The sequence below is a fragment of the Pricia mediterranea genome (genome assembly GCF_032248455.1).
GTDB classification, from domain to species: domain Bacteria; phylum Bacteroidota; class Bacteroidia; order Flavobacteriales; family Flavobacteriaceae; genus Pricia; species Pricia mediterranea.
This window is the reverse complement of sequence record NZ_JAVTTP010000001.1, coordinates 2973847-3000687: the sequence shown is the minus strand read 5'-3', so window position 1 is coordinate 3000687 and position 26841 is coordinate 2973847. Positions and strand designations below refer to the sequence as shown.

18 protein-coding genes and 2 tRNA genes are annotated in these 26841 nt (G+C 48.7%); 7 read left to right on the top strand and 13 right to left on the bottom strand.

Features of this window, described 5'->3' with window-relative positions; genetic code table 11:
- Nucleotides 1-166: 166 nt before the first annotated feature.
- From RQM65_RS12225 to RQM65_RS12215, 3 genes are all read right to left on the bottom strand, one after another.
- Entirely contained in the window at nucleotides 167-1456 is a 1290-nt protein-coding gene (locus RQM65_RS12225) for a metal-dependent hydrolase family protein (protein ID WP_314015363.1), read from the bottom strand.
- Nucleotides 1457-1565: 109 nt separating this feature from the next.
- Nucleotides 1566-2582: a UDP-glucose 4-epimerase GalE gene (gene galE / locus RQM65_RS12220; RefSeq protein WP_314015361.1), complete on the bottom strand. Its 1017-nt coding sequence runs from the start codon at nucleotides 2580-2582 to the stop codon at nucleotides 1566-1568.
- A 134-nt stretch (nucleotides 2583-2716) separates the two neighbouring features.
- On the bottom strand, nucleotides 2717-3889 hold the full coding sequence (locus tag RQM65_RS12215) for a DegT/DnrJ/EryC1/StrS family aminotransferase (protein ID WP_314015360.1): 1173 nt from the start codon (nucleotides 3887-3889) through the stop codon (nucleotides 2717-2719).
- Nucleotides 3890-3965: 76 nt separating this feature from the next.
- Here RQM65_RS12215 and RQM65_RS12210 point away from each other — a divergent pair, with 76 nt between their 5' ends.
- A complete protein-coding gene (locus RQM65_RS12210; protein ID WP_314015359.1) occupies nucleotides 3966-5234 on the top strand; it encodes a 3-deoxy-D-manno-octulosonic acid transferase in 1269 nt (422 codons plus the stop codon).
- Between the two features lie 45 nt (nucleotides 5235-5279).
- Nucleotides 5280-6605, top strand: a complete 1326-nt coding sequence (locus RQM65_RS12205) for a sugar porter family MFS transporter (RefSeq protein WP_314015358.1) — start codon at nucleotides 5280-5282, stop codon at nucleotides 6603-6605.
- Nucleotides 6606-7239: 634 nt separating this feature from the next.
- Here RQM65_RS12205 and RQM65_RS12200 read toward each other — a convergent pair.
- Both RQM65_RS12200 and RQM65_RS12195 read right to left on the bottom strand, forming a co-directional pair.
- Nucleotides 7240-8583, bottom strand: coding sequence for a Gfo/Idh/MocA family protein (locus tag RQM65_RS12200; protein WP_314015356.1), 1344 nt, complete (start codon nucleotides 8581-8583; stop codon nucleotides 7240-7242).
- Between the two features lie 200 nt (nucleotides 8584-8783).
- Complete coding sequence (locus RQM65_RS12195; protein WP_314015354.1) at nucleotides 8784-10151, bottom strand: 3-keto-disaccharide hydrolase; 1368 nt, start codon at nucleotides 10149-10151, stop codon at nucleotides 8784-8786.
- 431 nt (nucleotides 10152-10582) lie between these two features.
- On the opposite strand from RQM65_RS12195, the gene RQM65_RS12190 reads away from it, so the two are divergent.
- Both RQM65_RS12190 and RQM65_RS12185 read left to right on the top strand, forming a co-directional pair.
- Complete coding sequence (locus tag RQM65_RS12190; RefSeq protein WP_314015352.1) at nucleotides 10583-13618, top strand: SusC/RagA family TonB-linked outer membrane protein; 3036 nt, start codon at nucleotides 10583-10585, stop codon at nucleotides 13616-13618.
- Between the two features lie 31 nt (nucleotides 13619-13649).
- Entirely contained in the window at nucleotides 13650-15287 is a 1638-nt protein-coding gene (locus RQM65_RS12185) for a RagB/SusD family nutrient uptake outer membrane protein (protein WP_314015350.1), read from the top strand.
- Between the two features lie 73 nt (nucleotides 15288-15360).
- Here the strand turns inward: RQM65_RS12185 and RQM65_RS12180 are convergent, their stop codons facing one another.
- The 3 genes from RQM65_RS12180 to RQM65_RS12170 form a co-directional block, all read right to left on the bottom strand.
- On the bottom strand, nucleotides 15361-17307 hold the full coding sequence (locus tag RQM65_RS12180) for a M1 family metallopeptidase (protein WP_314016830.1): 1947 nt from the start codon (nucleotides 17305-17307) through the stop codon (nucleotides 15361-15363).
- Nucleotides 17308-17689: 382 nt separating this feature from the next.
- Nucleotides 17690-17771, bottom strand: a tRNA-Leu gene (locus RQM65_RS12175).
- 266 nt (nucleotides 17772-18037) lie between these two features.
- Nucleotides 18038-18119 (bottom strand) — tRNA-Leu (locus tag RQM65_RS12170).
- A gap of 159 nt (nucleotides 18120-18278) precedes the next feature.
- Here RQM65_RS12170 and RQM65_RS12165 point away from each other — a divergent pair.
- Nucleotides 18279-19682 carry a dipeptidase gene (locus RQM65_RS12165; RefSeq protein ID WP_314015349.1) on the top strand — a complete coding sequence of 468 codons (1404 nt, stop codon included), beginning with the start codon at nucleotides 18279-18281 and terminating at the stop codon, nucleotides 19680-19682.
- 47 nt (nucleotides 19683-19729) lie between these two features.
- Here the strand turns inward: RQM65_RS12165 and RQM65_RS12160 are convergent, their stop codons facing one another.
- The gene (locus RQM65_RS12160) at nucleotides 19730-20320 is read right to left on the bottom strand and encodes a PhnA domain-containing protein (RefSeq protein ID WP_314015347.1); all 591 of its coding nucleotides are present in this window, start codon (nucleotides 20318-20320) and stop codon (nucleotides 19730-19732) included.
- A gap of 313 nt (nucleotides 20321-20633) precedes the next feature.
- Between RQM65_RS12160 and RQM65_RS12155 the strand changes: the two genes are divergently transcribed.
- A complete protein-coding gene (locus RQM65_RS12155; protein ID WP_314015346.1) occupies nucleotides 20634-20999 on the top strand; it encodes a BlaI/MecI/CopY family transcriptional regulator in 366 nt (121 codons plus the stop codon).
- 2 nt (nucleotides 21000-21001) lie between these two features.
- The gene (locus tag RQM65_RS12150) at nucleotides 21002-23011 is read left to right on the top strand and encodes a M56 family metallopeptidase (protein WP_314015344.1); all 2010 of its coding nucleotides are present in this window, start codon (nucleotides 21002-21004) and stop codon (nucleotides 23009-23011) included.
- A gap of 27 nt (nucleotides 23012-23038) precedes the next feature.
- Here the strand turns inward: RQM65_RS12150 and RQM65_RS12145 are convergent, their stop codons facing one another.
- The 4 genes from RQM65_RS12145 to RQM65_RS12130 all read right to left on the bottom strand — a co-directional run bounded on the left by RQM65_RS12145 (nucleotide 23039) and on the right by RQM65_RS12130 (nucleotide 26801).
- Nucleotides 23039-24040 (bottom strand): metal-dependent hydrolase, encoded by a 1002-nt coding sequence (locus RQM65_RS12145; protein ID WP_314015342.1) that lies wholly within the window; start codon nucleotides 24038-24040, stop codon nucleotides 23039-23041.
- A 109-nt stretch (nucleotides 24041-24149) separates the two neighbouring features.
- Entirely contained in the window at nucleotides 24150-25922 is a 1773-nt protein-coding gene (locus RQM65_RS12140; RefSeq protein WP_314015340.1) for a MutS-related protein, read from the bottom strand.
- 88 nt (nucleotides 25923-26010) lie between these two features.
- Entirely contained in the window at nucleotides 26011-26370 is a 360-nt protein-coding gene (locus RQM65_RS12135; RefSeq protein WP_314015339.1) for an MmcQ/YjbR family DNA-binding protein, read from the bottom strand.
- Complete coding sequence (locus RQM65_RS12130) at nucleotides 26367-26801, bottom strand: Dabb family protein (RefSeq protein ID WP_314015338.1); 435 nt, start codon at nucleotides 26799-26801, stop codon at nucleotides 26367-26369. The genes RQM65_RS12135 and RQM65_RS12130 overlap by 4 nt, the downstream gene beginning before the upstream one ends.
- Nucleotides 26802-26841: the final 40 nt, after the last annotated feature.

Genomic DNA, 26841 nt, shown 5'->3' with positions numbered 1-26841 from the left:
GCACGAGGCTCAGGCCCTACCCTCCTTTACTTTCGAATTGGGAAGTACTACTTTTTACCTTGTTCCCGAATTTTAGTTGGGTTCCAAGTTTCATGGCATGGCGGCACCGGGTGCTGTTAAGAAAATCCATCAAAAAAACCTTCGCACTAGCCATTCCACCGACCGCCTATTGCTTATAGACCACCCCGTCTTTCATCACGAAGACGACATTTTCCAAGGTGTCCACATTGTTTTCGGGGTTTTCTTCGACGGCAACGATATCAGCCAGGAAGCCCGCTTTGAGTTGCCCGAGTTCCTTCCCCATACCCAATAGCTCTGCCGGTGTTACAGTAGCTGATTTCAGTGCCTCCATGACGGGCATGCCCCCTTCGACCATGTAGCCGAATTCCTTGGCGTTGAGGCCGTGTGGAAACACTCCGGCATCGGTACCGAAAGCGATCGGCACCCCTTTCTTATAGGCTCTTTCGAACATACTTTGAATCATCGGTCCGATTTCGGCGGCTTTTTTGGCCACGACCGGAGGAAAATAGCCATCGATCTTGGCCTTTTCCGCCACTTGTCTGCCGGCGGTGATGGTGGGTACCAAATAAGTGTCGTTTTCCTTCATCATCTCCATGGTCTCATCGCTCATAAGGGTACCGTGTTCGATGGTTTTAATACCTCCCTTGATGGCACGCTGCATTCCATCGTCGCCGTGGGCATGGGCAGCAGTCAGCATCCCGTAGTCCTTTGCGGTCTCGGTTATGGCCTTGATCTCCTCGACGGTAAATTGGGGATTTTGCCCACTTTTGGCTACGCTGAGCACGCCCCCGGTGGCAGTGATCTTTATCACATCGGCCCCGTTTTTATAGCGTTGCCGAACGGCCTTTCGTGCCTCTTCAGGAGAATTGACCACGCCTTCCTTGGGGCCGGGATCCCCGGTCAGGTCTTTACGCATACCATTGGAGGGGTCCGCGTGTCCGCCCGTCGTTGCGATGGATTTCCCTGCGGTAAAGATTCGGGGGCCTTCTACCCGATCGTTATCTACGGCCTTCCGCAACGCAATGTTGACGCCACTGCCCCCAAGATCGCGAACCGTCGTAAATCCCGCCATCAAGGTGCTTTTGGCAAACCCCACGGAATTAAAGGCAAGATCGGCCTCGTTGTTAGTGAATCGGTCAAGATAGGCTTTCGGTCCGGATTCGCTTTCCAGATGCACATGCATATCGATAAAGCCAGGGAGCACGGTCCTGTTCTTTAAATCGATTACGGTATCGGTTTTGGAACCGTTGACAAAACCGTCTTCAATACTTTTTATCCTATTACCGGAAATCACAAGGGTTTTTTCGGATAGCACCTCGCCCGATTCGGTATCGACGATACTACCGCATTGCAGGTACTTGTCTTGTGCCGATGCGGTCTGGGTGGAAGCAGTGAGGATTGAAAATAAGAATAGGAAGAGGATTGGTTTTTTCATTTTTAAACGGTCTTTTATTAAAGGTACAAGGTAATACATAAACTTAAAATTTATAAATACGCCATCCGATAAACTTACAACGGCATAACCTATAAGCGCATAAATTCGATCAAGACCTGATCTTCCGCTCCCAATCCCAAGCCGATTTCATGGCCTCGTCCAGCGTGTATTGGGCTTTCCATCCCAGCACCTCATTCGCTTTCGCAGTATCGGCATAGGCGGTAACGATGTCGCCAGCGCGTCTATCGACAATCCTATAATTCAGCTTTTTACCGGACACCCTTTCGAAACTTTCGATGACCTCGAGCACCGAACTCCCCTTGCCCGTACCTAGGTTGAACACCTCGTAATTCTCCAGGTTCTTATCCTCCAGCAAACGTTTCAAGGCCTGGACATGGGCCTTGGCCAAATCGACCACATAGATATAATCACGAATGCAAGTACCATCTTCCGTGGGATAGTCATCCCCGAAAACGGACAGTTCTTTGCGGAGTCCCACCCCGGTTTGGGTGATGAAGGGCACTAAATTCTGGGGCACTCCGATGGGCAGCTCCCCGATTTCGGCACTGGGGTGGGCGCCCATGGGGTTGAAATAGCGAAGGGCGATCGCGTTCAGGTTCGGAGTTACCAGACAGGTATCCCGGATGATTTCCTCCCCGATCTGCTTGGTATTTCCGTAGGGCGATTCGGCAGGTTTTACAGGAGCATTTTCAGTAATGGGCATCTCGTCGGCCTGCCCGTACACTGTACAGGAGGAACTGAAAATAAAGCTGGATTTCTCGTTTTTCGCTAGTTCCTTTAAAAGGTAGACCAAGGTTCCGATATTGTTCTCATAGTACAGCAAAGGCTTTTCAACGCTCTCCCCTACCGCCTTCGAGGCGGCAAAATGGATGACTCCTTCCAAATCGTCATGGCGTTTGAAGAAATCGGAGACCTTTTCGTTATCCTTCAGGTCCAACTTTTCGAACAGGGGCATCTTACCCGTGATGGCATGAATTCCCTCCAAAACTTTTTCTGAGGCGTTCGAGCAATCATCGATAATGACCACCTCAAAACCTTCTTTTTGCAGTTCTACTACGGTGTGCGAACCGATAAAACCAAGCCCGCCTGTTACTAAAATTTTCATATTATTCTCTTTCTGTTACCCTCGTACTTAAGCTCAAGACTCAAGCGCAAGTTCAGGAATCAAGCGCAAGTTCTCCCAAAATTTTGCTGGAGGACGCTCATTTAGTGTGAAGTTAAATTCCGTCATTGCCAGGTTCAAGGTCCTTTCACAAATTCGATGACCGTCTTGGTGATAAAGACAATCTGTTCGTTGTCCAATTCCGTATGCATCGGCAGGGAGATCACTTCCTTGACCAACTGGTTCGTTACAGGAAAATCGGCTTCATCATAGCGATCATCGGCATACGCCTTTTGCCTGTGCAGGGGAATGGGATAATAGACTCCGCAGGGAATATCGTTTTCCCCAAGATGTTTTACCAAAGCATCCCGTTTTCCATTGGTAACACGTAGGGTGTATTGATGAAAAACATGGCAATTACAGGTATCGCAGATATTTTCATCGCAAAGTTCGGCACAATAGTTCACGGTTTTCGGCACGATGATATGCTCTTGATCCTGTAAGGCCGCGGAATATCTCCGGGCCGCATCCCTCCTAGCATTGCAATATCCATCCAATTTGGGCAATTTCGCCCTTAGCACGGCGGCTTGAATAGAATCTAGCCGGCTGTTTACCCCAACGACATCGTGGTGGTAGCGTTCGTACATCCCATGGTTGACGATACCGCGCAGGGTATGGGCCAAATTGTCATCATTGGTGAAAATCGCCCCACCGTCGCCATAAGCCCCCAGGTTTTTGGACGGAAAAAAAGAAGTCGCTGCCACATGGCCGATACTGCCCGCCTTTCGAGTGCTTCCATCCTTAAAGGTATAATCGGCTCCAATCGCCTGGGCATTGTCCTCAATAACAAAAAGACCGTGCTTTTTGGCCAACGCCATTAGCGCCTCCATATCCGCACATTGCCCAAAAAGATGCACCGGAACGATGGCTTTGGTCTTTGGTGTAATCGCCTTTTTGACAGCTTCGATATCAATATTAAAGGTATCGGAATCCACATCGACCAATACGGGGGTCAATCGCAAAAGCGCGATGACCTCGACCGTGGCCGCAAAGGTGAAGTCCGCCGTAATGACCTCATCTCCCGGCTGCAACCCGAGTCCCATCATGGCAATCTGAAGGGCATCGGTTCCGTTGGCACAGGGAATGACATGTTTGACGCTGAGATAGTCCTCCAATTGCGTTTGAAAAGTTTGCACCTCGGGGCCGTTGATAAAGGCCGATGTCTCCATCACTTCGGCAATGGCCAAATTGACCTGCTCCTTTATACCTTCATATTGGCCGCCTAAATCGACCATCTGGATTTTCTTCATATCGCAACAAAAATACGAAACCCCTTAAAGATATAGGCGAAAGAAATGTATTTTAGCCTCCTTAAACCCATCGGCAGTGTACGCTATCTATAATCTGGTCGTCAGTATTTCGTGGTTCTTTCTTAAAATCCTGGCGGTTTTCAATACTAAAATCAAGCTTTTCGTAGCGGGACGAACCGTATCTTTCAAAAAACTTAGGTCAAGCCTCTCTAAAGACGATCAGGTTATCTGGATGCACGTGGCCTCGTTGGGGGAATTCGAACAGGGACTTCCGATCATCGAGGGCCTGCGTGCCGAATATCCGTCCCGCAAAATTCTGCTCACCTTTTTTTCCCCTTCGGGATACGAAATCAAAAAAAACACCCCGGCCGTCGACGTAGTCGTCTACCTTCCTATGGATACCCGGAAGAACGCATCCCGTTTTTTGGATATAGCACGGCCCGAGCTTGCCATTTTCGTCAAATATGAAATCTGGCCGAACTATCTTAGGGCCCTTGAAAAAAGGAAAGTCCCAACCCTTTTGGTTTCCGCCATTTTTAAGGACGAACAAATATATTTTAAGGGATACGGCGGTTATATGCGGAAGGCCCTGCGCCGCTTCGATCATTACTTTGTGCAGGATGAAGCCTCTCAAAAATTATTGGGATCCATCGAAATAAAAAACGTGACCATCAGTGGGGATACCCGCCTCGATAGGGTTTCGGAAATTTTGGACGCCGACAACCACCTCGACTTTATGCGGGCCTTTAAAAAGGATCGGCTCTGTTTTGTCGCCGGAAGCACCTGGTCCGAAGGGGAGTCCATTTTGATAGACTACATCAACCATGCCCCCAAGAACCTAAAGTACGTCTTGGCCCCACATACCATCAGAAAAGATAAGATATTGGGGCTTGCAGGCGCCATCACTAAGAAAAAGGTGCTCTACTCCAATATCCGCGAGCATTCCGCAGGGATCTTCTCGAACATCGACGGGCAACCCGTCGGAGATTGCGATGTTCTGATCGTAGATACCATCGGCCTGTTGACCAAAATTTACAGCTACGCCGATATCGCCTATGTTGGCGGAGGGTTCGCAACGGGGCTCCACAATACCCTCGAGCCTGCCGTTTTCGGGATCCCGGTAATCATCGGTCCGCATTTCAAGGGCTTTAAGGAAGCCGAGGACCTCGTGGCGCGCAAAGGAATCTACCCAGTGGCGGATCAGTGGGCGTTCGACGAATTCATGAAAAAACTGCTTGACGATCCGGAATTCCGGAAGAGAACGGGAAAGATCAATGCGGAATATATCGCTAAAAACAAGGGGGCCAGCGCTCAGATAATGACCTATATTCGTAAATTGCCATGAGAGGCCCCGCCTTGAAGATTTTACGTAACCACCAAACCCAATGCTATGAATTCCAAAATTCTGAGAATTTCTATGATTGCCGCCTTAGCGGGATTTTTGTTCGGTTTCGATACCATAGTCATATCGGGAGCAGAGAAAAAACTTCAGCTTTTGTGGGGCTCTTCCGATTGGTTCCACGGTACCATCGTAGTCGGCATGGCGCTTTGGGGCACCGTGGTCGGCGCAATTTTCGGCGGTATACCGACCAATAAAATCGGCAGACGAAACACTTTGATCTGGATCGGGATACTGTATTCGGTATCCGCCATCGGATCGGCCTTTGCCAATGATCCCATCGTATTTGCCGCCGCCCGCTTTATCGGGGGACTCGGGGTCGGCGCCTCGACCGTGGCGGCACCCGCCTATATATCGGAAATCGCCCCGGCAAAGGATCGGGGGCGTTTGGTCGGCTTCTATCAGTTTATGCTGGTTTTCGGAATCTTGATGGCCTTTGTGTCCAACGCCCTGTTGAGCAACGTTGGCGAAAACGACTGGCGCTGGATGGTCGGGGTCGAGGCCATTCCCGCCATCATCTACACCCTGTTCGTTATCTCGGTACCCAAAAGTCCCCGATGGCTGCTCACAAAGAATCGTACCGAGGAAGCCCGGGCCATCCTCGCCACGATCAATCCCCAACTGAGCGTAGAGAAGCTGAAGGCGGACATGGAAGAGGGCACGGACGAACACAGTAGCTCAGAGAACATTTTTATGAAAAAATACCGATTTCCACTGATGCTGGCCTTCCTTATCGCCTTCTTCAACCAATTTTCGGGTATTAATGCCTTTTTGTACTACGCCCCACGTATTTTCGAAGCGGCGGGTCTGGGGGAGAGCACTGCCCTCTTGAGCAGTATCGGTATCGGGGTCACCAATATCATTTTCACCTTTGCCGGCATCTTTTTAATCGACCGGTTGGGGCGCAGGCAGCTGATGTACATCGGCTCCGTAGGATACATCATATCGCTATCGCTGGTAGCCGCGGCGTTTATACAGGGATGGCAAGGTATGGCCGTCCCGATTTTCTTTTTTCTGTTCATCGCCTCCCACGCCATTGGCCAAGGTGCCGTTATATGGGTATTTATCTCCGAAGTGTTCCCCAATCATTTGAGGGGGTCGGGACAGGCTTTCGGAAGCTCGACCCACTGGGTGCTGGCGGCCATCATTCCATCGGTGATACCTTTTTTGTTCAGCGTAATAGGTCCCGGACCGGTATTCGCTTTCTTTGCCTTTATGATGGTGTTGCAATTGCTGTTTGTACGTTTCTTGATGCCGGAAACCAAGGGCGTATCCTTGGAAGAATTGAGCAAGCAGTTCCGGGGAAAGGGGGTTTGATATAGGCTGGGAAAAAAAGCAGGGAAATGAACAAGGAATAGAGAACAGAGAGCCGATAATAAAGGTACGGATCAGATGGTAGAAGACGGCAGTGGCTGACGAGGATGGCTGACGAAATAAAACAATCCACTCTGAACAAGGAAGTTCACAGCGATCAAAAATTAGTGGTCACCGTTTTACGGCAGAAACCGGCACTGCGCCATCTGGCTTCTAAAAAATCCCGTAACCTCCCTAATTTCATCGAAAAACCGAGCTCTTCAACGACAAAACACACTAAAAATGAGTCGGTTAATCGAAAAATATTCACAATCAACCATTAGCATCCAATTTTTCCGTAACTTGATGTAATCAATACTAATCATTATGGAACAAGAACTGAGTCCCGGTGTAAAATTGCTCAACAACTTTTTAAGGATAATGATATTCTTTCTGGTTTTGATTCTACTCGCGATACCCGTAGCCTTCATCCTATCCGTACTTGGAGTTTTTAACTAAGGGTTCGTCGGTGTACGCGCAATACAGCATGCAAAGTTTAGGTTCTTCCTGAGAGCCGGACTCTTGATGTGAAAAAAGCAATACAAAAAGACCCCGTTCATAGGGGTCTTTAATTATTTATATACCGTGGTCAAGGAGATTACACGGAAGGCTCCCAACCATCGGCGTACTCCCTCTTCCACCAATCCTGCATTACCTTATCGTTGTTCGTCACCTTTCCTGTTGCTGCATCTACCTGCAAGGTTTCTCCCGCATCCTGGGCCATATTGCCCAAATGGCAGAGCATGGTACTTACACTGGCATCGTGGATATCTGAGTGTAGGGATTTATCTTCCCGGATTGCCGCGAAAAAATTGCCGATATGGTTTGCGTCCAATCCGCCTCCTCCTCTGGTATTCGTACCGGCACTTTGGCTTCCACTCTCTTTTTCTTCCTTGATCAGTTTCCCGCCCAGATCATAAAGTCGGTATCCGTCACGCGCCAAGGTAATAATGCCTTCACTGCCATAAATGGTGGAGCCCCTACCTGGTTGATCGGGCATAATAACGCCCCGGCTGTGTCCCGTCCACGTAATAAATTTATCATCCGGATATTTGAAGGTCAGCTGCTGGTTGTCCACAAATTCCCAATCGTCATCGTAGGTATATTTACCCCCGAAGGAAGTAACGCTGTCCGGTAGTCCGACCCCCAAGGCCCATCTACAGATATCGATTTCATGGGTGCCGTTGTTATGCACTTCGCCGGTACCCCAATTACGGAACCAGTGCCAATTGTAAGGGTGGATGTTATCGCGGTAGTCTTCCCGTGGTGCGGGGCCCTGCCACATTTCCCAATCCAAGGTCGGGGGAACTTCGATTTTCTTTCCGGTTCCGATAGAGCCCCTATTGTTCGAATAATAGGCCTCGCCCTTATATACATCACCGATGATACCCTCGTTGATTTCCTTGACCGCCATGATGGACGTATTTGCGGAACGCTGCTGGTTGCCCATTTGTACTTTCTTGCCGTATTTTTTTTGGGCGTCGACCAAAAGCTGGTTTTCATGGGGATTATGGCTGCAAGGCTTTTCGACATAGACATGTTTCCCCGCCTTGAGTCCTGCTATGGCCATGGGCGCGTGCCAGTGCTCGGGGGTGGCGATAAAGATGGCATCGACATCCTTGTCCTCCAAAATTTTCCTGAAATCCTTCTCCACCTTGGGAATGTAACCGATATTTTTTTTGCACCAGGCATTATGCTCTTCTATAATGGTATCGTCTACATCACAACTATAGAGTACCTTGGCGTTCGGATCTTGCTTTATGGCCTCAAAATGGGCCTTCGCCCGGCTCCGTACCCCGATGACTGCGCAATTGATCTGGTCGTTGGCACCCCATACCCGGCGGTAACTAGAAAGCGACATAGCGTTCAAGCTACCTCCAAAAGCGATACCGGCGGCGCCGACAGACGCCTTTTTGATGAAATTTCTTCTATTTTCTGACATGATTTTATCCTTTTTAACGTGTTTACAAATTTTGGCCGTTCGATTTGAAATTCCGTTGAAAACAGCAAGCAGGGAGCTACGGTAATTTCAGTGCCCGGAAATCCTGAATGTCCAACCTGAAGTAGATCAAAAGATCAATCAAATTATTTACCTCAACTTCGCTGCTAGCCTGGAACGTGTAATCAGCTTTCCCGGTCCGCTTATTCATTTTCCTCGTTCAGCGTCTTGATTTTAATATTCCGAAAAGAAACCAAATCGCCATGGTCCTGTAGCAGGATATGCCCTTCATCGGATTCCCCGAAATTAGGCCATTTGTCGTATTTGCTTTCCGAGACCAGTTTTTTGTACTCGGGACCTTTGCGTTCGTATTCCAGCACTTTTACCCCGTTCAACCAATGCTCGACATGGCTGCCGTCAGATACGATACGCGCCGTGTTCCACTCCCCGATGGGATTTATGGGCTTGTCCGGATCGGCCTGAATCAAATCGTACAACGAGGCTACGGTACGGCTGCCTTCGTGATTGCCCTTTTTGGCATCGGGATGCCGCTCATCGTCCAAAATCTGATATTCGAGTCCGATAGACGAACCTGGCCCCCTGTTCAAATCGGTATCCACAAAATATTTGATGCCGCTATTGGCGCCTTCGGTCAGCTTGAAATCGACCATCAGTTCGAAATTCCCATACAGGTCCTCGGTCACGATGTCTCCGCCGGCGGCCGATTCTTCCCCGCCCGAGGACAGTACGCTCAAGACCCCGTCCTCGATTCTCCAGCCTTTCTCGGGAAATTCGTCGAGTCGGGCACCGCGCCAGCCGTCCGTGGTCTCTCCGTCCCAGAGCAGCTTCCAGCCACTGTCCTTTTCCGACGCGGTAAGCGTATTCTTGGTGGTAACCGGAGGAATGGGTGAGGTTTTGTTGTATTTGGACAGACTATCCGTCAGTATTTTGATATTTTTCCACATGATTTCCGTACCAGCCATGTTTTCTTTGGGAATACTGTGCACCTGTAAGGCAATAAACCCTTCCGATGTTTTGTCATCGATCAAGTTTGCCGCAGGCACCCCGTTAATCCAGGTCTGGATCGTATCGCCGATAGCTTCAATCCTATAATGGTTCCAATCGTTCTGCTTAAATGCTTGCTGCGCTTCGGGATTATCCGGCAGCGGATTGAGCCACCCCCGTCGCCCTTCGTCATAGATACCGGCACTCCACGCCCTATCGGAAGGATCAATTTCGATTTGGTAGCCGTGTACCCGCCCATCCCGGTACCATGGAAAACTATTGCTTCTAATTTGGATACCGGAGTTCATGGTGGAGTCCACCTTATAATCCAACTCCAAAATAAAATCCCCGTACATCTTGTCCGTAGCCATAAAAGAGTTTGGGGTGTCGTGGACCGTACTTCCAACAATCATTCCCTCACGGACCTCGTATTCGGCCTCGCCGCCTTTTTGACTGAACCCGTTCAAGGTCTCCCCGTCAAAGAGGTCCACCCAGGGTGTGTCGTCTTTAGGACCCTGATTGCAGGACAATAGAAAAACCAGCATAAAAAGGGAAAGTAAGCTCATGCGAGATTTTGTTTTAAAGATTCTCATTTTCATAAAATAGAAGGTTATCAGGTTAATTGATGCTGTGGACCCTGTTCCAAGGTGTCGGTTCAACCTTGATATTGTTGACTCGGCTTGAGTTGAACTATTACCTACAAAACGAGTTCACCGCAAAAACAGGGGAAGTTATGAAATTTGTAATTATTTTGCGTTTTATCACTAATTTTTCTTGAAAATTAACTTGTCCATATCACTTCGTCGCTATTCTTGCGATATGTTTATTATACTTGTTATCAAAACGTTACTACCCAAGCAATTTATATATTTTCTGGAAAAAGCAAAAATTATCATAACTTTTTACAAAAAATTATATATTCGTGGGAAATTACCTTGTTTTATTGCAATCATCTTATCCATTAACTGACATATCAATCTTTCATTAAATCTTTCACATGCAAAACACCAATACAATCCACCTGACGATGGTAGTCGCCATATTTTCGCTTCATACCACCTTCGCACAGGTATCGGGTACGGTAATGGACGAAAATAACGCTCCGTTGCCCGGGGCAAGTGTCGTCGTCAAAGGGACGGTGACAGGTACGACCACTGACTTTGACGGCAACTATGAAATTGCCGCCGACGGAACCGATAATCTAGTCTTCAGCTATGTCGGTTACAAGACCCAGGAAGTATCTATAGATGGCCGATCGACGGTCGATGTCCAGTTGGTGGTCGATGCGAGCCAACTTGAAGAGGTCGTCGTAGTGGGTTACGGAACCCAGAAAAAAGGCGAGGTTACCGGTTCGATCTCAACTATAGGTTCCGAATCCATCGAAAAGATTGCCACCTCGAACAGTGTCGATGCCATTAAGGGCCAAGTGGCAGGGGTCGACATTCAGGCGAACGGAGGCCGACCCGGTGAAAATTCAACGGTACGCATTCGCGGCCGGCGTTCTATTTCAGCGTCGAACGACCCGCTATATGTAATAGACGGCATCCCACAAATCAGCGGCAACGCTTCCGTGTCGGACATCAATCCGCAGGATATCGAATCGATGAACGTGCTCAAAGATGCCGCCGCCACCGCAATTTATGGGTCTCGGGGCGCGAACGGCGTCATACTGATCACTACAAAACGAGGACGCTTGGGCGCGGATACCAAAGTTCGATATAGTACGCATTACGGGGTGACCTCGGCAACGCGCTTAGTCGATATGATGAACGGGGAGGAATACGCCGCTATGAAACGTGAATCGCGACGCAGGGGAGCGAACGAGGGCGACCCGAATTGGAACGGTACCATTCCGGCCGACGAGGTAGTTTTTGACGATCCTATCGAACTGGAATCCTTGGCCCAGGGGCGATCGACCGACTATTTAGATTTGGTGCTGAACAACGGTTATCAGACCAACCATCAGGTAAGCGTCAGTGGGGGATCGGAAAAGACCAATTTCAATACTTCGGTGGGCTACTTTAATGAACAGGGAATCATCAAGACAATGGATTTTGAACGCTTTACCGGCCGGTTGAACCTAGATCATAAGATCAGCGATGTATTTAAGGTAGGTATGTCCTTTACCGTATCGCATTCCATCCAAAATTATGGATCGAACGCAGTGATGGGCGAAGCACTATCGAACAACCCCTTGGGGGTGCCCTACGATGAGAATGGCGATCTGCTTTTTTTGCCTACCAACGACGGTATCCGAACCAATCCGCTTAGTGAACTGGTGCCCGGCGCGTACATCGACGAACGCAAGGTCACCCGGATTTTCGCCCCGGTATATCTCGATATCAATATCGCCGAAGGTATCAAGTGGACCACCAATTTCGGTCCCGATATCCGGTATTATAGAAGGGGCGAGTTCAGGGGCAGCTTGACCAATGACAACCGCGGGGGACCGGGGGATGCCGAGGTGGAGAACATACAAAATTTCGGCTATACCTTGGAAAACATATTGAATATCAATAAGACCATAAACGAAAAACACAATATTGGGGTGACCCTGCTGCAGAGTATCCAGAGCTCGAGGGAAGAGCGCTTTTACAGTGAGGTAGCGAGCATTCCGTACGAGCAGCAGCAGTTCTATAACATGGCTACGGCATCGGTAAAGGGGGATATCGAATCGAATCTGGAGGAATGGACACTGGCGTCGTTTATGGGAAGGGTCAATTACGATTTCGAGGGGAAGTACCTTTTCCAAGCCTCATTACGGGCGGATGGATCTTCAAGACTGGCCCCAGGCAATCAGTGGGACTATTTCCCCGGTGTTTCGGCGGGATGGCGTATCTCCCAAGAGGATTTTCTGCAGAATTCCAACACGATTTCCGATTTAAAACTTAGGATATCGTACGGGGAAGTGGGCAACACCTCGGTAGATCCCTATCAGACCCAAGGTACCTTGACCACTTCGGATTATGCCTTTGGCGAAACCCCGGTATTGGGACAGCGCCTGGATAAGCTTTCCAATAATCAACTCGGGTGGGAGGTGTCCAAAACCATCGATGTCGGTTTTGACTACGGACTCTGGACCAATCGGGTAACCGGTTCGTTCGATTATTTTTCCACGGAAACAAGTAATCTGCTGCTCGAAAGGGCGCTATCTCCCGCCATAGGTTTTGACGACGTGTTCCAAAACGTGGGAGCCACGGCGACCAAAGGGGTCGAGTTCAGTATCAACGGAGATATCATTCGTAACCCGGAGGGCCTTAACTGGAACCTGGCATTTAACATCGCCAGCTACAAGGAAGAAATTACCGAACTACCCCTAAAGGACGAAAATGGGAATTCCCTCGACGATCTGGGCAACCGGTGGTTCATCGGTAGCCCGGTGAATGTCTTTTACGATTACGAGAAGGTAGGCATCTATCAAATCGACGAACAGGCCTTGGCCACCAGTGCGGAAAGCAAGGTGCCCGGAGAGATCAAGTTGGGAGACCAGAACGGGGACGGAATTATTACCGATGCGGACCGTATCATTCTAGGCACGGACATCCCCGACTATTACGGAGGTATCACCAATACCTTCAACTATAAGAATTGGGACCTGAGTTTCTTTTTCTACTTCCGGCAGGGACAGATGATACGCTCCCGGTTCCACGACAGCAATAACAACCTGTTCGGCCGATACAATAACTTGGATGTCGATTATTGGACCATTGACAATCCGACTAACGATCAGCCCAGGCCGAACCAGAACCAAGAGTTTCCCGAAAACTCTTCGACCCGATCGTATTTTGACGGCAGTTACATCAAACTTAGAAATTTGCAGCTGGGGTATAACTTTCCGAGTTCCTTGACCGAAAAATTGAACCTCTCGAACATGCGGCTGTATTTGGCCGGTCAAAACCTGTGGTTTATTTCCGATTATGAAACCTTCGACCCTGAAGTTTCCGAGGACAACGATGATGGAGGGGGAGGTGTATCGAGCAGTACGGTACCAAGCAACAAGATGTTTTCTGTGGGCCTCAACGTAACTTTTTAGATAATTTATTGACAAGACAAATAACAGTATTATGAATAGAAAAAAATTACTGATTTTGCCACTGGTGTTGTTATCCATCACCATGGCATGCGACGATTACCTGGAAGAGGAACTGGTCTCGGACGTCTCCGCAGGTCAATACTACACCGATGAAGCAGGTCTGGAAGATGCTTTGGTCGCTACATACTCTTGGCTGAAGGGATTCTACGGCCCCGAACGTGGCTTTACCATGACCACTTTTGGCACGGATATTTTCACCAACGGGTCCGACGGCAGTCATAAGGCCATCAACCTATATGACGGGTCCTTGAACGCCTCCCAAAGCTATATGAACGAAGCTTGGCGCGATTGGTACCGTGGCATCAATCAGGCCAACGCGGTACTGAACAGGGCGACCGACATCGAAATGGACGAGGCCAAGAAAACCTTGCGCCTGGCAGAGGCACGTTGGTTAAGGGCCTTTTATTATTTTGATATCGTACGTACCTACGGCGATGCATACCTGACTCTCGATGAGACCACCGGGGTAGAAACGGAGGTGGACCGTTCTCCTGCCTCGGAAATCTACGCGCAGGCCATCGTTCCCGATCTGGAGTTTGCGATTGCCAATCTAGAAAATCCGGGAGACACCGAATACGGAAGGACGCACAAGGCAGCAGCGGAATTTTTGTTGGCCAAGGTGTTGTTACGCCGCAGTTACACCGACTATGCCGCCGGCGATGATGCCTCTAGGGCAGAGACGTTGCTATCCAATGTCATAAACAATTACGGTTTTGAGTTATTGGATAATTATGGTAATCTTTGGGATATCACCAATCAAGAGAATTCGGAAATTGTCTGGAACCTCACCATTTCAAAGTCCGCCGTAGACGATGGCACCGATGATGAGGGCCACCGTGGTCATCTTTACTTTTTAATGGAATACGACAAGGAGCGGGGCATGTCACGTGACGTGGCCAATGGAAGGCCCTGGAAACGCTTTCGGCCAACGGATTTCTTTTTAGACCTGTTCAATAGGGATATCGATACCCGCTACGATCAAGGTTTTAAACATGTATGGTATGCGAATCAGGAGGTATCCGACGACCGGGGCAATTTGATGGTGGGCGATACCGCCATTTACATACCCGGACCCGGAAAGGATGTCAATTGGCCCCAAGCCAGAAAAGATGCTGCGCCCTATCTGGTATTTACCGAAGAAGATTACACCGAACGTATCTACCCGACCGTTAAGAAATGGCTGGACCCTACCCGTCCAGATCGTCAGAAGGAACAAGGACAACGGGATGTGGTCTTAATGCGCTTGGCGGATGCTTATCTTCTCAGGGCCGAAGCCAAATTACAGCAGAACAACCCCGGTGGGGCGGCCGACGATATCAACGTGGTACGTACCCGGGCCGCCGTCGAGGGGGAGGAGTCGGCCATGCAGATTACCGCGGCCGATGTGGATCTGGAATTTCTCCTGAACGAGCGTGCTCGGGAGATGTACGGCGAACACGCCCGATGGTTCGACCTGACCCGGACCCGCACACTGGTGGAGCGCGTGAGACTGCACAACCCGCAGGCGGCACCCAACATTCAAGATTATCATGTGCTGCGACCCATCGGACAGGATCAGATCGATAGAACCGTGGGAGGTTATCCCCAGAACCCGGGCTATCCGCAATAAAATAGAGGAACCATCTTGACCGATAACCAGCCTTGATCTGCGCTAATGCGTTCCGTTATTATTGGATGAAGCCCTACTTCGAGTACGTTGCAACGGGCCAAATATCATTAGAGAAGTTCACATCGGGGACTATTTTATCGGGATCAAGTTCTACGGTTTTCACCCTTTTGTCTGTTTCCAATAGGTAATTCCAGTCGTTGCCGCGCTCCCAAATCTCGACGGGCAGTTCTATGATTTCGGATGTATCGTCTTCATAACCGACGCTCATCTTTACCGGCATAGGCAAATCGCCTTTATTGGACAAAATGATGACGTAGTCTCCTTGATATGGCACTACGTTTTCAATTCCCAGGTCGATTGTCCCGGTGCCATAGAACCATCCTTTCCAGAACCACTCCAAATTTTCGCCGGCCACGTTGTTCATGTGATTGAAAAAATCGTTGGGCTGTGGATGCTTATACGACCATGTTTTTATATACGATTTGAAGGCGTTGTCGAACCGCTCCTTCCCCAGAATATACTCTCGAAGCAAAAGGAGACCTGTTGCGGGCTTTACATAAGCCGTCATCCCCAGGTTTCTGATGTCGACCACATCGGGATAAGTCTCTATTCCTTGACTGTCGGGGTCGAGGTACCAGTTGACCCTGTTCCGGGTCTGGTCGAGATTACCGGCATACTCCCCGTTATTGAACTGCTCGCTACTATAGTAATTAATAAAGGTAGTGAAGCCTTCGTCCATCCATGGATAGAGCCGTTCGTTGCTGCCTACGATCATCGGGAACCAGTTGTGTCCGAATTCGTGGTCGGTAACACCCCAAAGATCTTTACCCTTACTTTTCCAGCTACAAAAGCTGACCCCTGGATATTCCATGCCGTTGACTTCTGCGGCTACGTTTACCGCTACCGGATAGGGATACTCGAACCACATGTTCGAGTAGTTCTCGATCGAGTTTTTAGTGTACTCGGTGGACCTCCCCCAAGCGGCATCCCCTTTGCTTTCGACGGGGTAGACGGACTGCGCCAGGGCCGTCTTGCCGCTGGGCAGGTTGATTTTGGCCGCGTCCCAAATAAATGCCTTTGAAGATGCAAAGGCGACATCCCTTGTGTTCTCCATCTTGAAATGCCAGGTAAGCGTACCTTCTTGTTTTACCTTTAGTGAGGCATCATTGATCTCTCCGGGCTTTACGATAAATACGGTGGAATCACTTTTGGAGGCCTTGTCCATTCGATCACGCATGGTGGCCGTCATTACCTCATTCGGATTTTGCAAGGCTCCGGAAGCTACGACAATATGGTCGGATGGAGCGGTAATGTAGTAGTCGTAATCGCCATAATCGAGATAGAATTCTCCCGCCCCCAAATAAGGAATCACGTTCCAACCTTCGATATCATCTAAAACAGCGGCCCGGGGAAACCATTGCGCCATCGCGTAAATCGTACCGTTCTGTGTGTCTACCCGCCCCATTCGGTCCATGCCCTTGACAGGTATTTTATAGTTGAAATCCATGGACACCGTTCCCGTACCTCCGTTGGCGGGTATCGGCTCGTTGAAAAAAACCTGCATCCGGGTATCGGTGATGATATGTTCGGAAGAGCTGCCCCGCTTTACGCTGGCTTTCAAATTTGTGATTTCGTAACCGCCATCAATATCCCCGTTGTACCGGTTGCCTTGGATGGGAGTGGTCAGGTTTCCGCGTGAGGTCGGGGTGAACCGGTTCTGTTCCAGGTGCATCCAAATAAAATCCAGATTTTCGGGACTATTGTTGGTATAGGTCAGGGTCAATTTTCCGGTAATCGTATGCGCTTCGTCGTCCAAAGTGGCCCGAATCTCGTAATCGGTCCGGTTCTGCCAATATTCGGGACCCGGTCTTCCTGTGGCGGTGCGGTACCTATTGCCGTTCGGTTCCGTAAATTCCATGAATGGCGACTGATTGTTCGTATCCGTCTCCTGAGCTTGGACCATTTTTGAAGCCGCACAGCATAGCAGCAGTGCCATCGCGGCATTTTGCACAAATTTCATTGTATTCATAATTAAGTACATTTTGATAATTACGCTAGCCGCAAGACATTTTGCAGGCTGATCAACCTACAAAGATATATGTTTTCAAAGTTAAAAATCCTCACGGAAAAAGGAGACTTGTGCATATGGACGGGGAGACTTGTTTCCGCTGCCCGTTGGGATGAATCTGTCGTGCAGGCGGTTGGCATAAACTTCTCATCTCCCGATTTTCCTCCTGGTGGCGAACGTTTCAAAAAAAGACCTCTTATTTCCAAAAAGCCTTTACGTACAGATGGGGAGACTTGCCGAGGCTCCGCTCGGCATAAACGTCTCGTATCCCCACCTTCGCACGACCTGAACGTGTTTCACAAAAAAAGCCTCTCGTTTCCAAGAAGCTTTGCTGTACAGATGGGGAGACTCGAACTCCCAAGCCTTGCGGCACTAGTACCTGAAACTAGCGTGTCTACCAATTCCACCACACCTGCGGAAAAAAAATAATTTCAAAATCCAAAGCTCCAATTGGAAAGAAGTGGAGGATTTGATGTACGCTATGGGAACAACCGATGAAGAAAGCGCCCGGAGATTTCTAAGGATTCTATGTACCTCCAGGGTGGTGCATCGACTTACCCTACAGAATTGAATATTTTGGGTTATCGCTCGGCATACACCTTCCCTTCATTCAGATTGTGCGTCCCATTGGGATAACAAGCTTTTCAAAAAACTAGACCCCAAGTTTCCAAGAGGCCTATTGTGCGGCTGAAGGGAGTCGAACCCCCACACCTTTCGGCACCAGATCCTAAGTCTGGCATGTCTACCAATTCCATCACAGCCGCCGCTGATAATTTGCGCTCCACAAAATGAATTTTTGTCGAATCGGGTGCAAATATAAAGCAAAAATTGAAATCTCTAAATTTCCACGCCTTAAAAAAGTCCTTATTTTCGTATTTTTAAACTTCTGCACTAGAAAATCCAATTAATTCAGAATCGCTTCCATGCAAGATATCCAAGACTATATTTCCGAAAACAAGGCACGTTTTCTCGATGAGCTCATCCAACTTCTGAAAATCCCCTCCGTTAGCGCTGATTCCGCCTTTTCCCAAGACGTACTGGACGCGGCCGATGCCGTAAAAAATGCCTTGCAGGAGGCTGGCTGCGACACGGTTGAAATTTGCCAGACGGATGGCTACCCCATCGTGTACGGAGAAAAAATAATCGATCTAGATTCACCGACCGTACTGGTTTACGGCCATTACGACGTACAACCGCCCGACCCGATGGACCTGTGGAACTCCTCCCCTTTCAAACCCGTTATCGAAGAAACGGAGCGGCATCCGGATGGGGCCATCTTCGCCCGTGGGGCCTGTGACGACAAGGGACAGATGTATATGCATGTCAAGGCGTTGGAGTTTATGGTGAAGTCCGATCGGCTTCCCTGTAACGTAAAATTTATGATCGAGGGCGAAGAGGAAGTGGGCAGTAGCAATCTGGGGCCTTTTGTGGCCGCAAATCGGGATAAATTGTCCAATGACATCATCTTGATTTCCGATACGGGGATGATCGCAAACGACGTACCCTCGATTACCACGGGGTTACGGGGAATGAGCTACGTGGAGGTCGAGGTGACCGGCCCGAACCGCGACCTGCATTCGGGACTCTACGGCGGCGCGGTCGCCAACCCTATCAACGTTCTGGCCAAAATGATCGCGGCCATGCATGACGAAAACAACCACATCACCATCCCCGGGTTCTATGATAAGGTCGAAGAGCTATCCCAAGAGGAACGTGCCAAAATGGCCCAGGCTCCCTTTGATTTGGAGGAATACAAAAAGACCTTGGATATTTCCTCCGTTTATGGGGAAGCGGGATACACCACGAACGAGCGGAATTCTATCCGTCCTACTTTAGATGTCAACGGTATCTGGGGCGGATACACCGGGGAAGGCGCCAAAACGGTCATCCCCAGTAAGGCCTACGCCAAGATTTCCATGCGGCTGGTCCCGAATCAGGATTGGGAAGAAATTACGCAACTCTTTACATCCCACTTCGAAAACATCGCCCCTGAAGGGGTTTCGGTAAAAGTAACCCCGCACCACGGAGGCCAAGGTTATGTGACGCCCATCGATACTATTGCTTACCGGGCCGCCTCGAAAGCCTACGAAACCACTTTTGGCAAAAAACCGGTACCGCAACGCAGTGGAGGCAGTATTCCTATCGTCTCCCTGTTCGAAAAAGAACTCGGTAGCAAGACCATTTTGATGGGCTTCGGACTGGACAGCGACGCTATTCACTCCCCCAACGAGCATTTCGGGGTATGGAACTATTTGAAGGGCATCGAGACCATCCCGTATTTTTATAAGTATTTTACCGAGATGAAGACTTCCGATTCGGATAATTGAGTCTGCGGCGCCACCTATGAAAGATATTGAGGTTTAAGGAGCAAAGCCTAAGTTTTCTTCACGTATTTAGTGATGATTACAATATGCTGCCCATCGACCTTGCCCTCGATATATTCGGAATTTTCCGGGTCTAGGGAAATCCGCCTTACGGCAGTACCTTGCTTGGCGACCATGCTCGAGCCCTTGACCTTTAAATCTTTAATCAGTACTACGTTGTCACCGGCTTCCAAAACCACGCCGTTCACATCGCGGTGAACAATCTTTTCACTTTCTTCGGAAGCTTCTACGGTCTCCTCTCCGCTAGCTTTGGCCCACTGCAAGGTCTCGTCATCCAAATACATCATGTTCAACAGGTCTTGGGGCCAGTCTTGATCCTTCAAACGGGTCAACATCCGCCAGGCTACTACCTTTACCGCATCGTGCTCGCTCCACATGCTATCGTTTAGGCAGCGCCAATGGTTGGGATCCACGGTGTCGGGGTCCTCGATTTGCCCGACACAGGTTTCGCAAGCCAAAATACTGCTGTCCGCCCCTCCGTCGTTTACGGGCGGCACCTCATAAACCTGTAGGTTCTTTTCGTTACCGCATAATTCGCATTTGTTCCCGCTTCTTTCCTGAAGTGCTTCCCGCGTCGTCATTTGTATGGTTTTCGGATGCAAACATATTACTATTTAAGGTTCTGTCATTGTTTTCCGGTGAAATAAGGATGGTATTAATGTGATAAAAAGACGAAAAGAAGAAAGAAAGATAAAGAAGGGGATATTTTTTAACAAGCGAGGCTATCCCAAGTGAGAAAAGGCTTTAGCCTTATCCAGTAAATTCGTGACGAAACCCTTTTAATTAAGGGAAGTCGCCAAGTAGAAATATATCTAAAAAAAATAACCTCTACACTTGTAGAATTAAAATTTTTCTTCTATGTTTGTAGAACAATAACCTATAAATAGCTACGGCATGCAACTGTCAAAATCGGAAGAAGAGTTGATGAACATCTTGTGGAAGCAGAAAAAAGCCTTCCTAAAAGATCTGCTCGAAGCCTACCCCGAGCCTAAGCCGGCGACTACGACGGTGGCCACGCTCTTAAAGCGGATGGCGGACAAGGGCTTTATAGCCTACACCAGCGAGGGGCGCTCCCGTGAATACTATCCCCTGGTGAAAAAGAAGGTCTACTTCTCTAAACAGGTGAATTCGCTGATCAAGAATTTTTTTAACGACAGCCCCGGGCAATTTGCCTCCTTTTTTACCGAGGCCACGGACCTCAGCAAAGCCGAGCTTGAGGATTTGAAAAAACTGATCGACCAAGAAATCAAAAAACGATAGCCATGATCGTCTTCCTACTTAAATCGAGTGCTTGTTTGGCCGTTTTTCTGCTGTTCTACAAACTGCTCCTGGAAAAACAGCGCATGCATACTTTTAAGCGCTACTATTTATTGGCCGCGTTGGTGGTTTCCCTGATTATCCCTTCCCTTAGGTTTGTCGAGTACGTCGAGGTGCCCACCGCTGCCGTTCCCGTCGAACGTCCGGTCGGACGTACCGTTGCAGATGCAGACGTCCCGATAGCGACCGCAAGCAAGGAGGCTCAATTTTCTCAAATCTATTTCGAACAATGGACGACAGTACTGTGGACACTCTACGGCTTGGGCGTACTGCTCTTCGGATGGAAATTCCTGCTCAATCTTTGGAAAATCGCACATAATATTCGAAATAATCCGAAATTAAAAATCGATACCTTGATCAACGTACTGCTTAAGGATGCCGTGTTGCCGCACAGCTTCTTGAACTACATCTTTCTCAACCGGAGAGAATTTGAGTCCCGTGCAATCCCCAACGACGTTCTCGTGCACGAAGCTGCACATGCCCGGCAAAGACACAGTTTGGATGTACTGTTCGTCGAACTGCTCCAGGTCCTGTTCTGGTTCAACCCACTGATTCACCTTGCCAAAAAATCGATCCGCCTCAACCATGAATTTTTGGCCGACCAGGCCGTTCTCGAGCAAGGGGCCTCCGCCCCACGCTATCAAAATACATTACTGGCCTTCGCTTCATCAACGGAGGACAAAAAGCATCAGCCATCGATGGCCAATGCCATCAATCATTCATCTTATTCATCAATCAAAAAACGTTTTATCGCCATGAAAACACGAACCTCGAAGAAGTCGAATTTGATCAGAAGTATTTTGATATTGCCCTTGTTCGCTCTTTTGCTGTATGGATTTAGTGAAAGGGAAGTTCGGGAAGTAAAGACTCCTAAAATAGCTCTCGAAAATTCCGTTCAGGAAAAATCCCATCAGGAAGGCGCAACCGAAAAGCAGCTGGCCCAGTACAATAAACTGGCCAAAAAATACAATGCACTGCCAAAACCAGCTAGGGCCATCCCATCGGGGGATTTGAAAAGCTTGGAAACCATTTACAGAACCATGTCGGAAAAGCAAAAGGCGGAAGTCCTTCCCTTTCCAGAATGTCCCGATCCCAAAGTATCCGACACGGATAATTCGGACTTTGAAAAACCCCTTCAAGAAAATTCCCTTCAAGAAGGCGCGACCAAAAAACAAATCCGCGAGTACAATAGATTAGCGGAAACATACCATGAGATGTTAGCTAATAAGGGAAACATACACATCAAAAAATCGGATGTTGACCGTTTGGAATTTCTGTACGATCTTATGACAAAGGAACAGCGGGCAGATGCCGAACCTTTCCCCGATTTTCCGGAGCCGCCGGAGGCGCCTGAACCCCCTGTGCCACCGAAAACACCTAATGAGCGAACGGTGGAGACCAACGTTGAAGTGAACGAGCAAAAGGTAGAGGAAATCATTGAAAATCAGGAAATCTTTGACGAACTGAGCCATAACATCTATTCCCGACCTGACGGAACACAAAGGTTCGAAGCCATGGTACGCCAGCAATCCGAATTACAGGGACATATTAAAGCGATAGAGGAAAAGGCAGTAGAAATGGCAAAAGGAGAAAGGCTTAGCGAAGAAGAGCAAGCAGAGATGCAAGAGCATATACAACGGATAAGAGAGCAGGGCGCCAACATGAAAAGACACCTGATGCACTTGGAACGACAAAAGACTAAATTAGAGAACATGCATCACAAAGTGGAGGCTAGAGGACCATCGCAACCTCCTTCACCACCCAAACCCATTGCGCCAAAATCGTCCCTAGAGCTCCTCGAAGAATTGAAAGAAGACGATGTGAGGATAATCTTCGACGGCAAGGAAATCAGTTACAAGGAAGCCAGACAACTGTTTAAGAAGAATACCTTTCTCCGAATAGATGTCCGAAAAAATTCCGAAAACAGACCGGTGCTAGAGGTTTGGACGGAATAGTGCCCCTTTCGACCATAGGCAACACGCTCAATTCCCCCACATCCGGTCCCAAAGGGCGGCGAGCAATTTTTTGGCATCGCGTTCGGACTTTTCACTTTCCCGCACGTGGAGTCCATCTTCACTTTTAGTCAATTCATAACTAAAGACGAAGCGGGTTTCCCGAGGGTCCAGACTCATAAGGCCAAAACGCAGATCATTAAAGTACAGCACCCCCTCATCTTCCGAAATCGTAAACCAATCTTCCGCAATTTTGGCGAGACGTTTTACTTTGTCGTTTTCCTTGAGCGGCCCTAGCAGCTGACGGTTCTTCGGGTAGGCGGTAAAATCGATTCCCTTGGAATCAAAAAAGGAATAATTACCGATCAGGTAGGCGTCGCCAACGTCGATATTGGCCGTCCAAAGTATGGTGCTAAGGGGAGCGGGGCGGGTATCGATGGCTTTGTAATCGATTTGTTGGGCCTGCAGGCTGTCAATGAATTTGTTATAGGCGAATCCCTTTAGCACGAGGGTAAGCAACAGATAACTACTGCTTACCACCAGGCCGATACGGTTGTAACGGGCACGTTTTGGGGAGGTTCGTTTTTGACGCATCGCCAAAATCAGGAATGCCAAAAACGGGAAGGTGTACAGCGGATCGATCACAAAGATACTCTGAAAGGCCAATCGCGTTTCGAAAGGCCAGAACAGCTGCGTACCCCAAGTGGTAAAGGCATCCAACAGCGGATGGGTGAACAGTCCCCAAAACATCAAAAGCGTCCAATCTTTCCAGGTAGCCTCGCTTTTCCTTTCGATTTTGGAAATGATCCATCCAAAAATGGGTGCGAACAGCACGGCAAAGAAAATGGAATGGCTAAACCCGCGATGCCATTCCGTGGCCGTTACGACATCCGTAAAATTGCTGGACAACACATCGAGGTCGGGAACCGTACCGGCGATTGCCCCGTACAACATGGCCTTGTTCCCGACTTTCTTGCCTAAAACCGCCTCCCCGACGGAAGCGCCCAATACGATCTGTGTTAATGAATCCATATGTAAAGTTCAAGTGCAAGTTCAAGACTCAAGCGCGGAATTCCCGACTTCCGTCTTCCATCTCCCGTCGCCGTCCTCCGTCTCACGTCCAACGTCTAAAGACTAACGACTAATCCACAATCTCCATCTTCCGAAGTAAAAACGACGCGTTCATGTTCTGGCAAATACCTTCCTTGAACTTGTAGTCAAAATGCAGCTCATTATCGATGATTTCGGCGTCGAAATAATGGTTCTCGATTTGGGGATGGTCTTTAGCGACCTCACAAAGGCTTAGATCATGCGTCGCGATGATTCCAGTGGATCTCGAGGCAACAAGACGTTCGACGAATTTTCGGCTTCCCTTGGCCTTATCGGTGCTGTTCGTGCCTTTGAGAATTTCATCCAAGACAATAAAATAGGTGTCCCGCTGCACCTCGTCCACAATAAACTTCAACCGTTTCAGCTCCGAAAAAAAGTAGGATTCGTCATCGGTCAAGGAATCTGTCGTACGTATACTGGTAATCAGTTTTATGGGTGAATATTCTACCTCGGAAGCACAGACAGGCAAGCCTACGTTGGCCATCACGATTTGCAGCGAGGCAGTTCGTAAAAAGGTGCTTTTACCCGCCATATTGGCGCCGGTGATGATAAAGAACTGTTCTTTTTTAATTTGGAGGTCGTTTAAAACGCTTTTTTCGGGATGTAACAAAGGATGGCCCGCTGCTTTGGATTTCAAAACTATTTCCCCGGAGGATAGAACGGGATACGCGTATTTGGGATGGTTAAACGCAAAATTGCCCAGACTGTTGAACGCGTCGAAATGGGCGATGGTCACGAACCATTTCTCGACGGAGCTGCCGTGTTGCTGAATCCAGTTCTCGATCCGATAGCAATGGTGAAGGGTCCGCAGAAAATATCCATTGGCCAAAAACAGATACACCACGTTGTTGTTCTTATCGAGACTATTCAACTGATTGGCCAACTTTTTTATTATTTCCGAGGTTCTTTGGGTTTCGCCCACCACCGCGGCCTTCCAATTTTGAAGATAGACGGATTTAAATTCCGTCTCCTCCAAAAGCGTCAAAAGCTTGTTGTACTGTTGAAATGTACTTTGGACTCTCGTGGCCTCGGCGGTCAGACCGGTTATCTTTTTCATATACATACCCGAGATGGCCAAACCGATGAACAGATTTAAAAGCAGCAAGGAAAAAGTGACCAAATCAATAAAATAAAGTACTAATACAATCAAAGAGATTACTGAAAAAATCCAGGGGGCAATTTTCATTATTTTCGGTACAAATGGGGAATACGAGGTCAACCATTGCACGATACGCTCCGAACCCGTTTCCGCTTTGGTCAACGAGGCGATAGCCGAAAAATGCTGTCGCCATTCGGGCATCGCCGCCAACTCTTGGATAGCTTCCTGTTTTTGGGGGATGTTCACTATGGAATTTTCCATCAGCAACCCGGCAAAGGTTTCGCTGCCCTGCCCTAGGGCCGTCCGGTTGGCGTACTGGTAGAAGGAACCTCTTCCGAAAAGGTCGATATCATGACTAAAATAATGGTCGGGATTTTTGAATTCGTTGCCTTCCGGAAGTCCTTGGAAGTCGCGCCGAAGCACCCTGAGCTCCGTCTCGTTGATCTGTACCAAGGCTTTTAGCCTATCCCGCTCGTACTGTAGGTTCTGATGCCGGGAAACCAGGAACAGAAACAGCCCCACGGTCATCAACACAATGGCCAAAACCCATTTGAAGTTCCCAAACACCAAATAAACGCCCAAACCCGCTGCCAAGAACACCGCCAATCGAATCATGCTCGAAGCGAAAAGTCGCTTCTGTAGTCGGGAAAGTTCGGCCGAATAGTTTTCGATCTGGTGTTGATAAAAGGAAACAGGGTCTTGCATTCGGGGATTCGAAATTAATGAGGCGCAAAGATAAGGTTTCCGTCGTAGCCCCTATAGTGTTTAGTTTTGCGATCAAGCCTACGGCCCCTTAATCAATTGCGTCCAACTCCCTCTTGGCTCTTTGCGTCAGCTTGGCGACGACCAAATCATAGGAATGGTCGACCAGTTCGACAATCAGCTTGGGCGAAAGATGATCGAGATAAAGGGTGTTCCAATGTGTCTTGCTCATATGGTACCCGGGAACAATATCGCCATCGTGCTCTTCCCGGAGTGAAATGGCCCGTTCGGGATCACATTTCAAATTGACCTGGGGAGGAAGCCTTTCCAACGCGCTTAACGCGAACATCTTGCCCATAACCTTAAAGACCAAGGCATCGGGACCGAAAGGCAGTTGTTCCGTCACGCCCTTTTTGGAAAGACAGTAGTTTCGGAATTCCTCTATGTTCATATTCCCTGCGAGTCGTACACGATCACCTTCTCCCATAACTTCTCGGATTCCTCTACGAAGCGTTTATGAGGGGGTTCGATCTGATATTCCTGCTGCGCCTCGGCGGACTCAAAAGTGACGATCAGCGAATAGGTGAACGACCCATCGACCACATCGCGGCTAGCTCGGGGCGGTTTTCCGATAAAGCGGGTCTTGGCGTAGGCCGAATGGTCCAAAAACCGTTTCAGGGATGTTTCGAAGGCCGTCCGGTCTTCTTCACTATCGGGATTTTTCAGCCAAAAATAAACGGTATGGGCAAAATTGGGGTCGAATTCTTTCATTTGTACTGTACTTTTTTTGTCATTCCCGCTTTCGTGGGAATCTGTTTCTGTTTGGCCGTAGGTCGCTATGGAAAAGGTTAAAAATAATACGGCAATTTTAAAAGTTCTCATAGTTTTGTGTTTGTATTTGCGAGCGAGGCGAACCCATTTG

What these genes read in the sequence shown, in the direction of transcription:
- RQM65_RS12225 (WP_314015363.1), bottom strand. Translation starts at nt 1,456, where the DNA reads ATGAAAAAACCAATCCTCTTCCTATTCTTATTTTCAATCCTCACTGCT.
- galE (WP_314015361.1), bottom strand. Translation starts at nt 2,582, where the DNA reads ATGAAAATTTTAGTAACAGGCGGGCTTGGTTTTATCGGTTCGCACACC.
- RQM65_RS12215 (WP_314015360.1), bottom strand. Translation starts at nt 3,889, where the DNA reads ATGAAGAAAATCCAGATGGTCGATTTAGGCGGCCAATATGAAGGTATA.
- RQM65_RS12205 (WP_314015358.1), top strand. Translation starts at nt 5,280, where the DNA reads ATGAATTCCAAAATTCTGAGAATTTCTATGATTGCCGCCTTAGCGGGA.
- RQM65_RS12200 (WP_314015356.1), bottom strand. Translation starts at nt 8,583, where the DNA reads ATGTCAGAAAATAGAAGAAATTTCATCAAAAAGGCGTCTGTCGGCGCC.
- RQM65_RS12195 (WP_314015354.1), bottom strand. Translation starts at nt 10,151, where the DNA reads ATGAGCTTACTTTCCCTTTTTATGCTGGTTTTTCTATTGTCCTGCAAT.
- RQM65_RS12190 (WP_314015352.1), top strand. Translation starts at nt 10,583, where the DNA reads ATGCAAAACACCAATACAATCCACCTGACGATGGTAGTCGCCATATTT.
- RQM65_RS12185 (WP_314015350.1), top strand. Translation starts at nt 13,650, where the DNA reads ATGAATAGAAAAAAATTACTGATTTTGCCACTGGTGTTGTTATCCATC.
- RQM65_RS12180 (WP_314016830.1), bottom strand. Translation starts at nt 17,307, where the DNA reads ATGAAATTTGTGCAAAATGCCGCGATGGCACTGCTGCTATGCTGTGCG.
- RQM65_RS12165 (WP_314015349.1), top strand. Translation starts at nt 18,279, where the DNA reads ATGCAAGATATCCAAGACTATATTTCCGAAAACAAGGCACGTTTTCTC.
- RQM65_RS12160 (WP_314015347.1), bottom strand. Translation starts at nt 20,320, where the DNA reads ATGACGACGCGGGAAGCACTTCAGGAAAGAAGCGGGAACAAATGCGAA.
- RQM65_RS12155 (WP_314015346.1), top strand. Translation starts at nt 20,634, where the DNA reads ATGCAACTGTCAAAATCGGAAGAAGAGTTGATGAACATCTTGTGGAAG.
- RQM65_RS12150 (WP_314015344.1), top strand. Translation starts at nt 21,002, where the DNA reads ATGATCGTCTTCCTACTTAAATCGAGTGCTTGTTTGGCCGTTTTTCTG.
- RQM65_RS12145 (WP_314015342.1), bottom strand. Translation starts at nt 24,040, where the DNA reads ATGGATTCATTAACACAGATCGTATTGGGCGCTTCCGTCGGGGAGGCG.
- RQM65_RS12140 (WP_314015340.1), bottom strand. Translation starts at nt 25,922, where the DNA reads ATGCAAGACCCTGTTTCCTTTTATCAACACCAGATCGAAAACTATTCG.
- RQM65_RS12135 (WP_314015339.1), bottom strand. Translation starts at nt 26,370, where the DNA reads ATGAACATAGAGGAATTCCGAAACTACTGTCTTTCCAAAAAGGGCGTG.
- RQM65_RS12130 (WP_314015338.1), bottom strand. Translation starts at nt 26,801, where the DNA reads ATGAGAACTTTTAAAATTGCCGTATTATTTTTAACCTTTTCCATAGCG.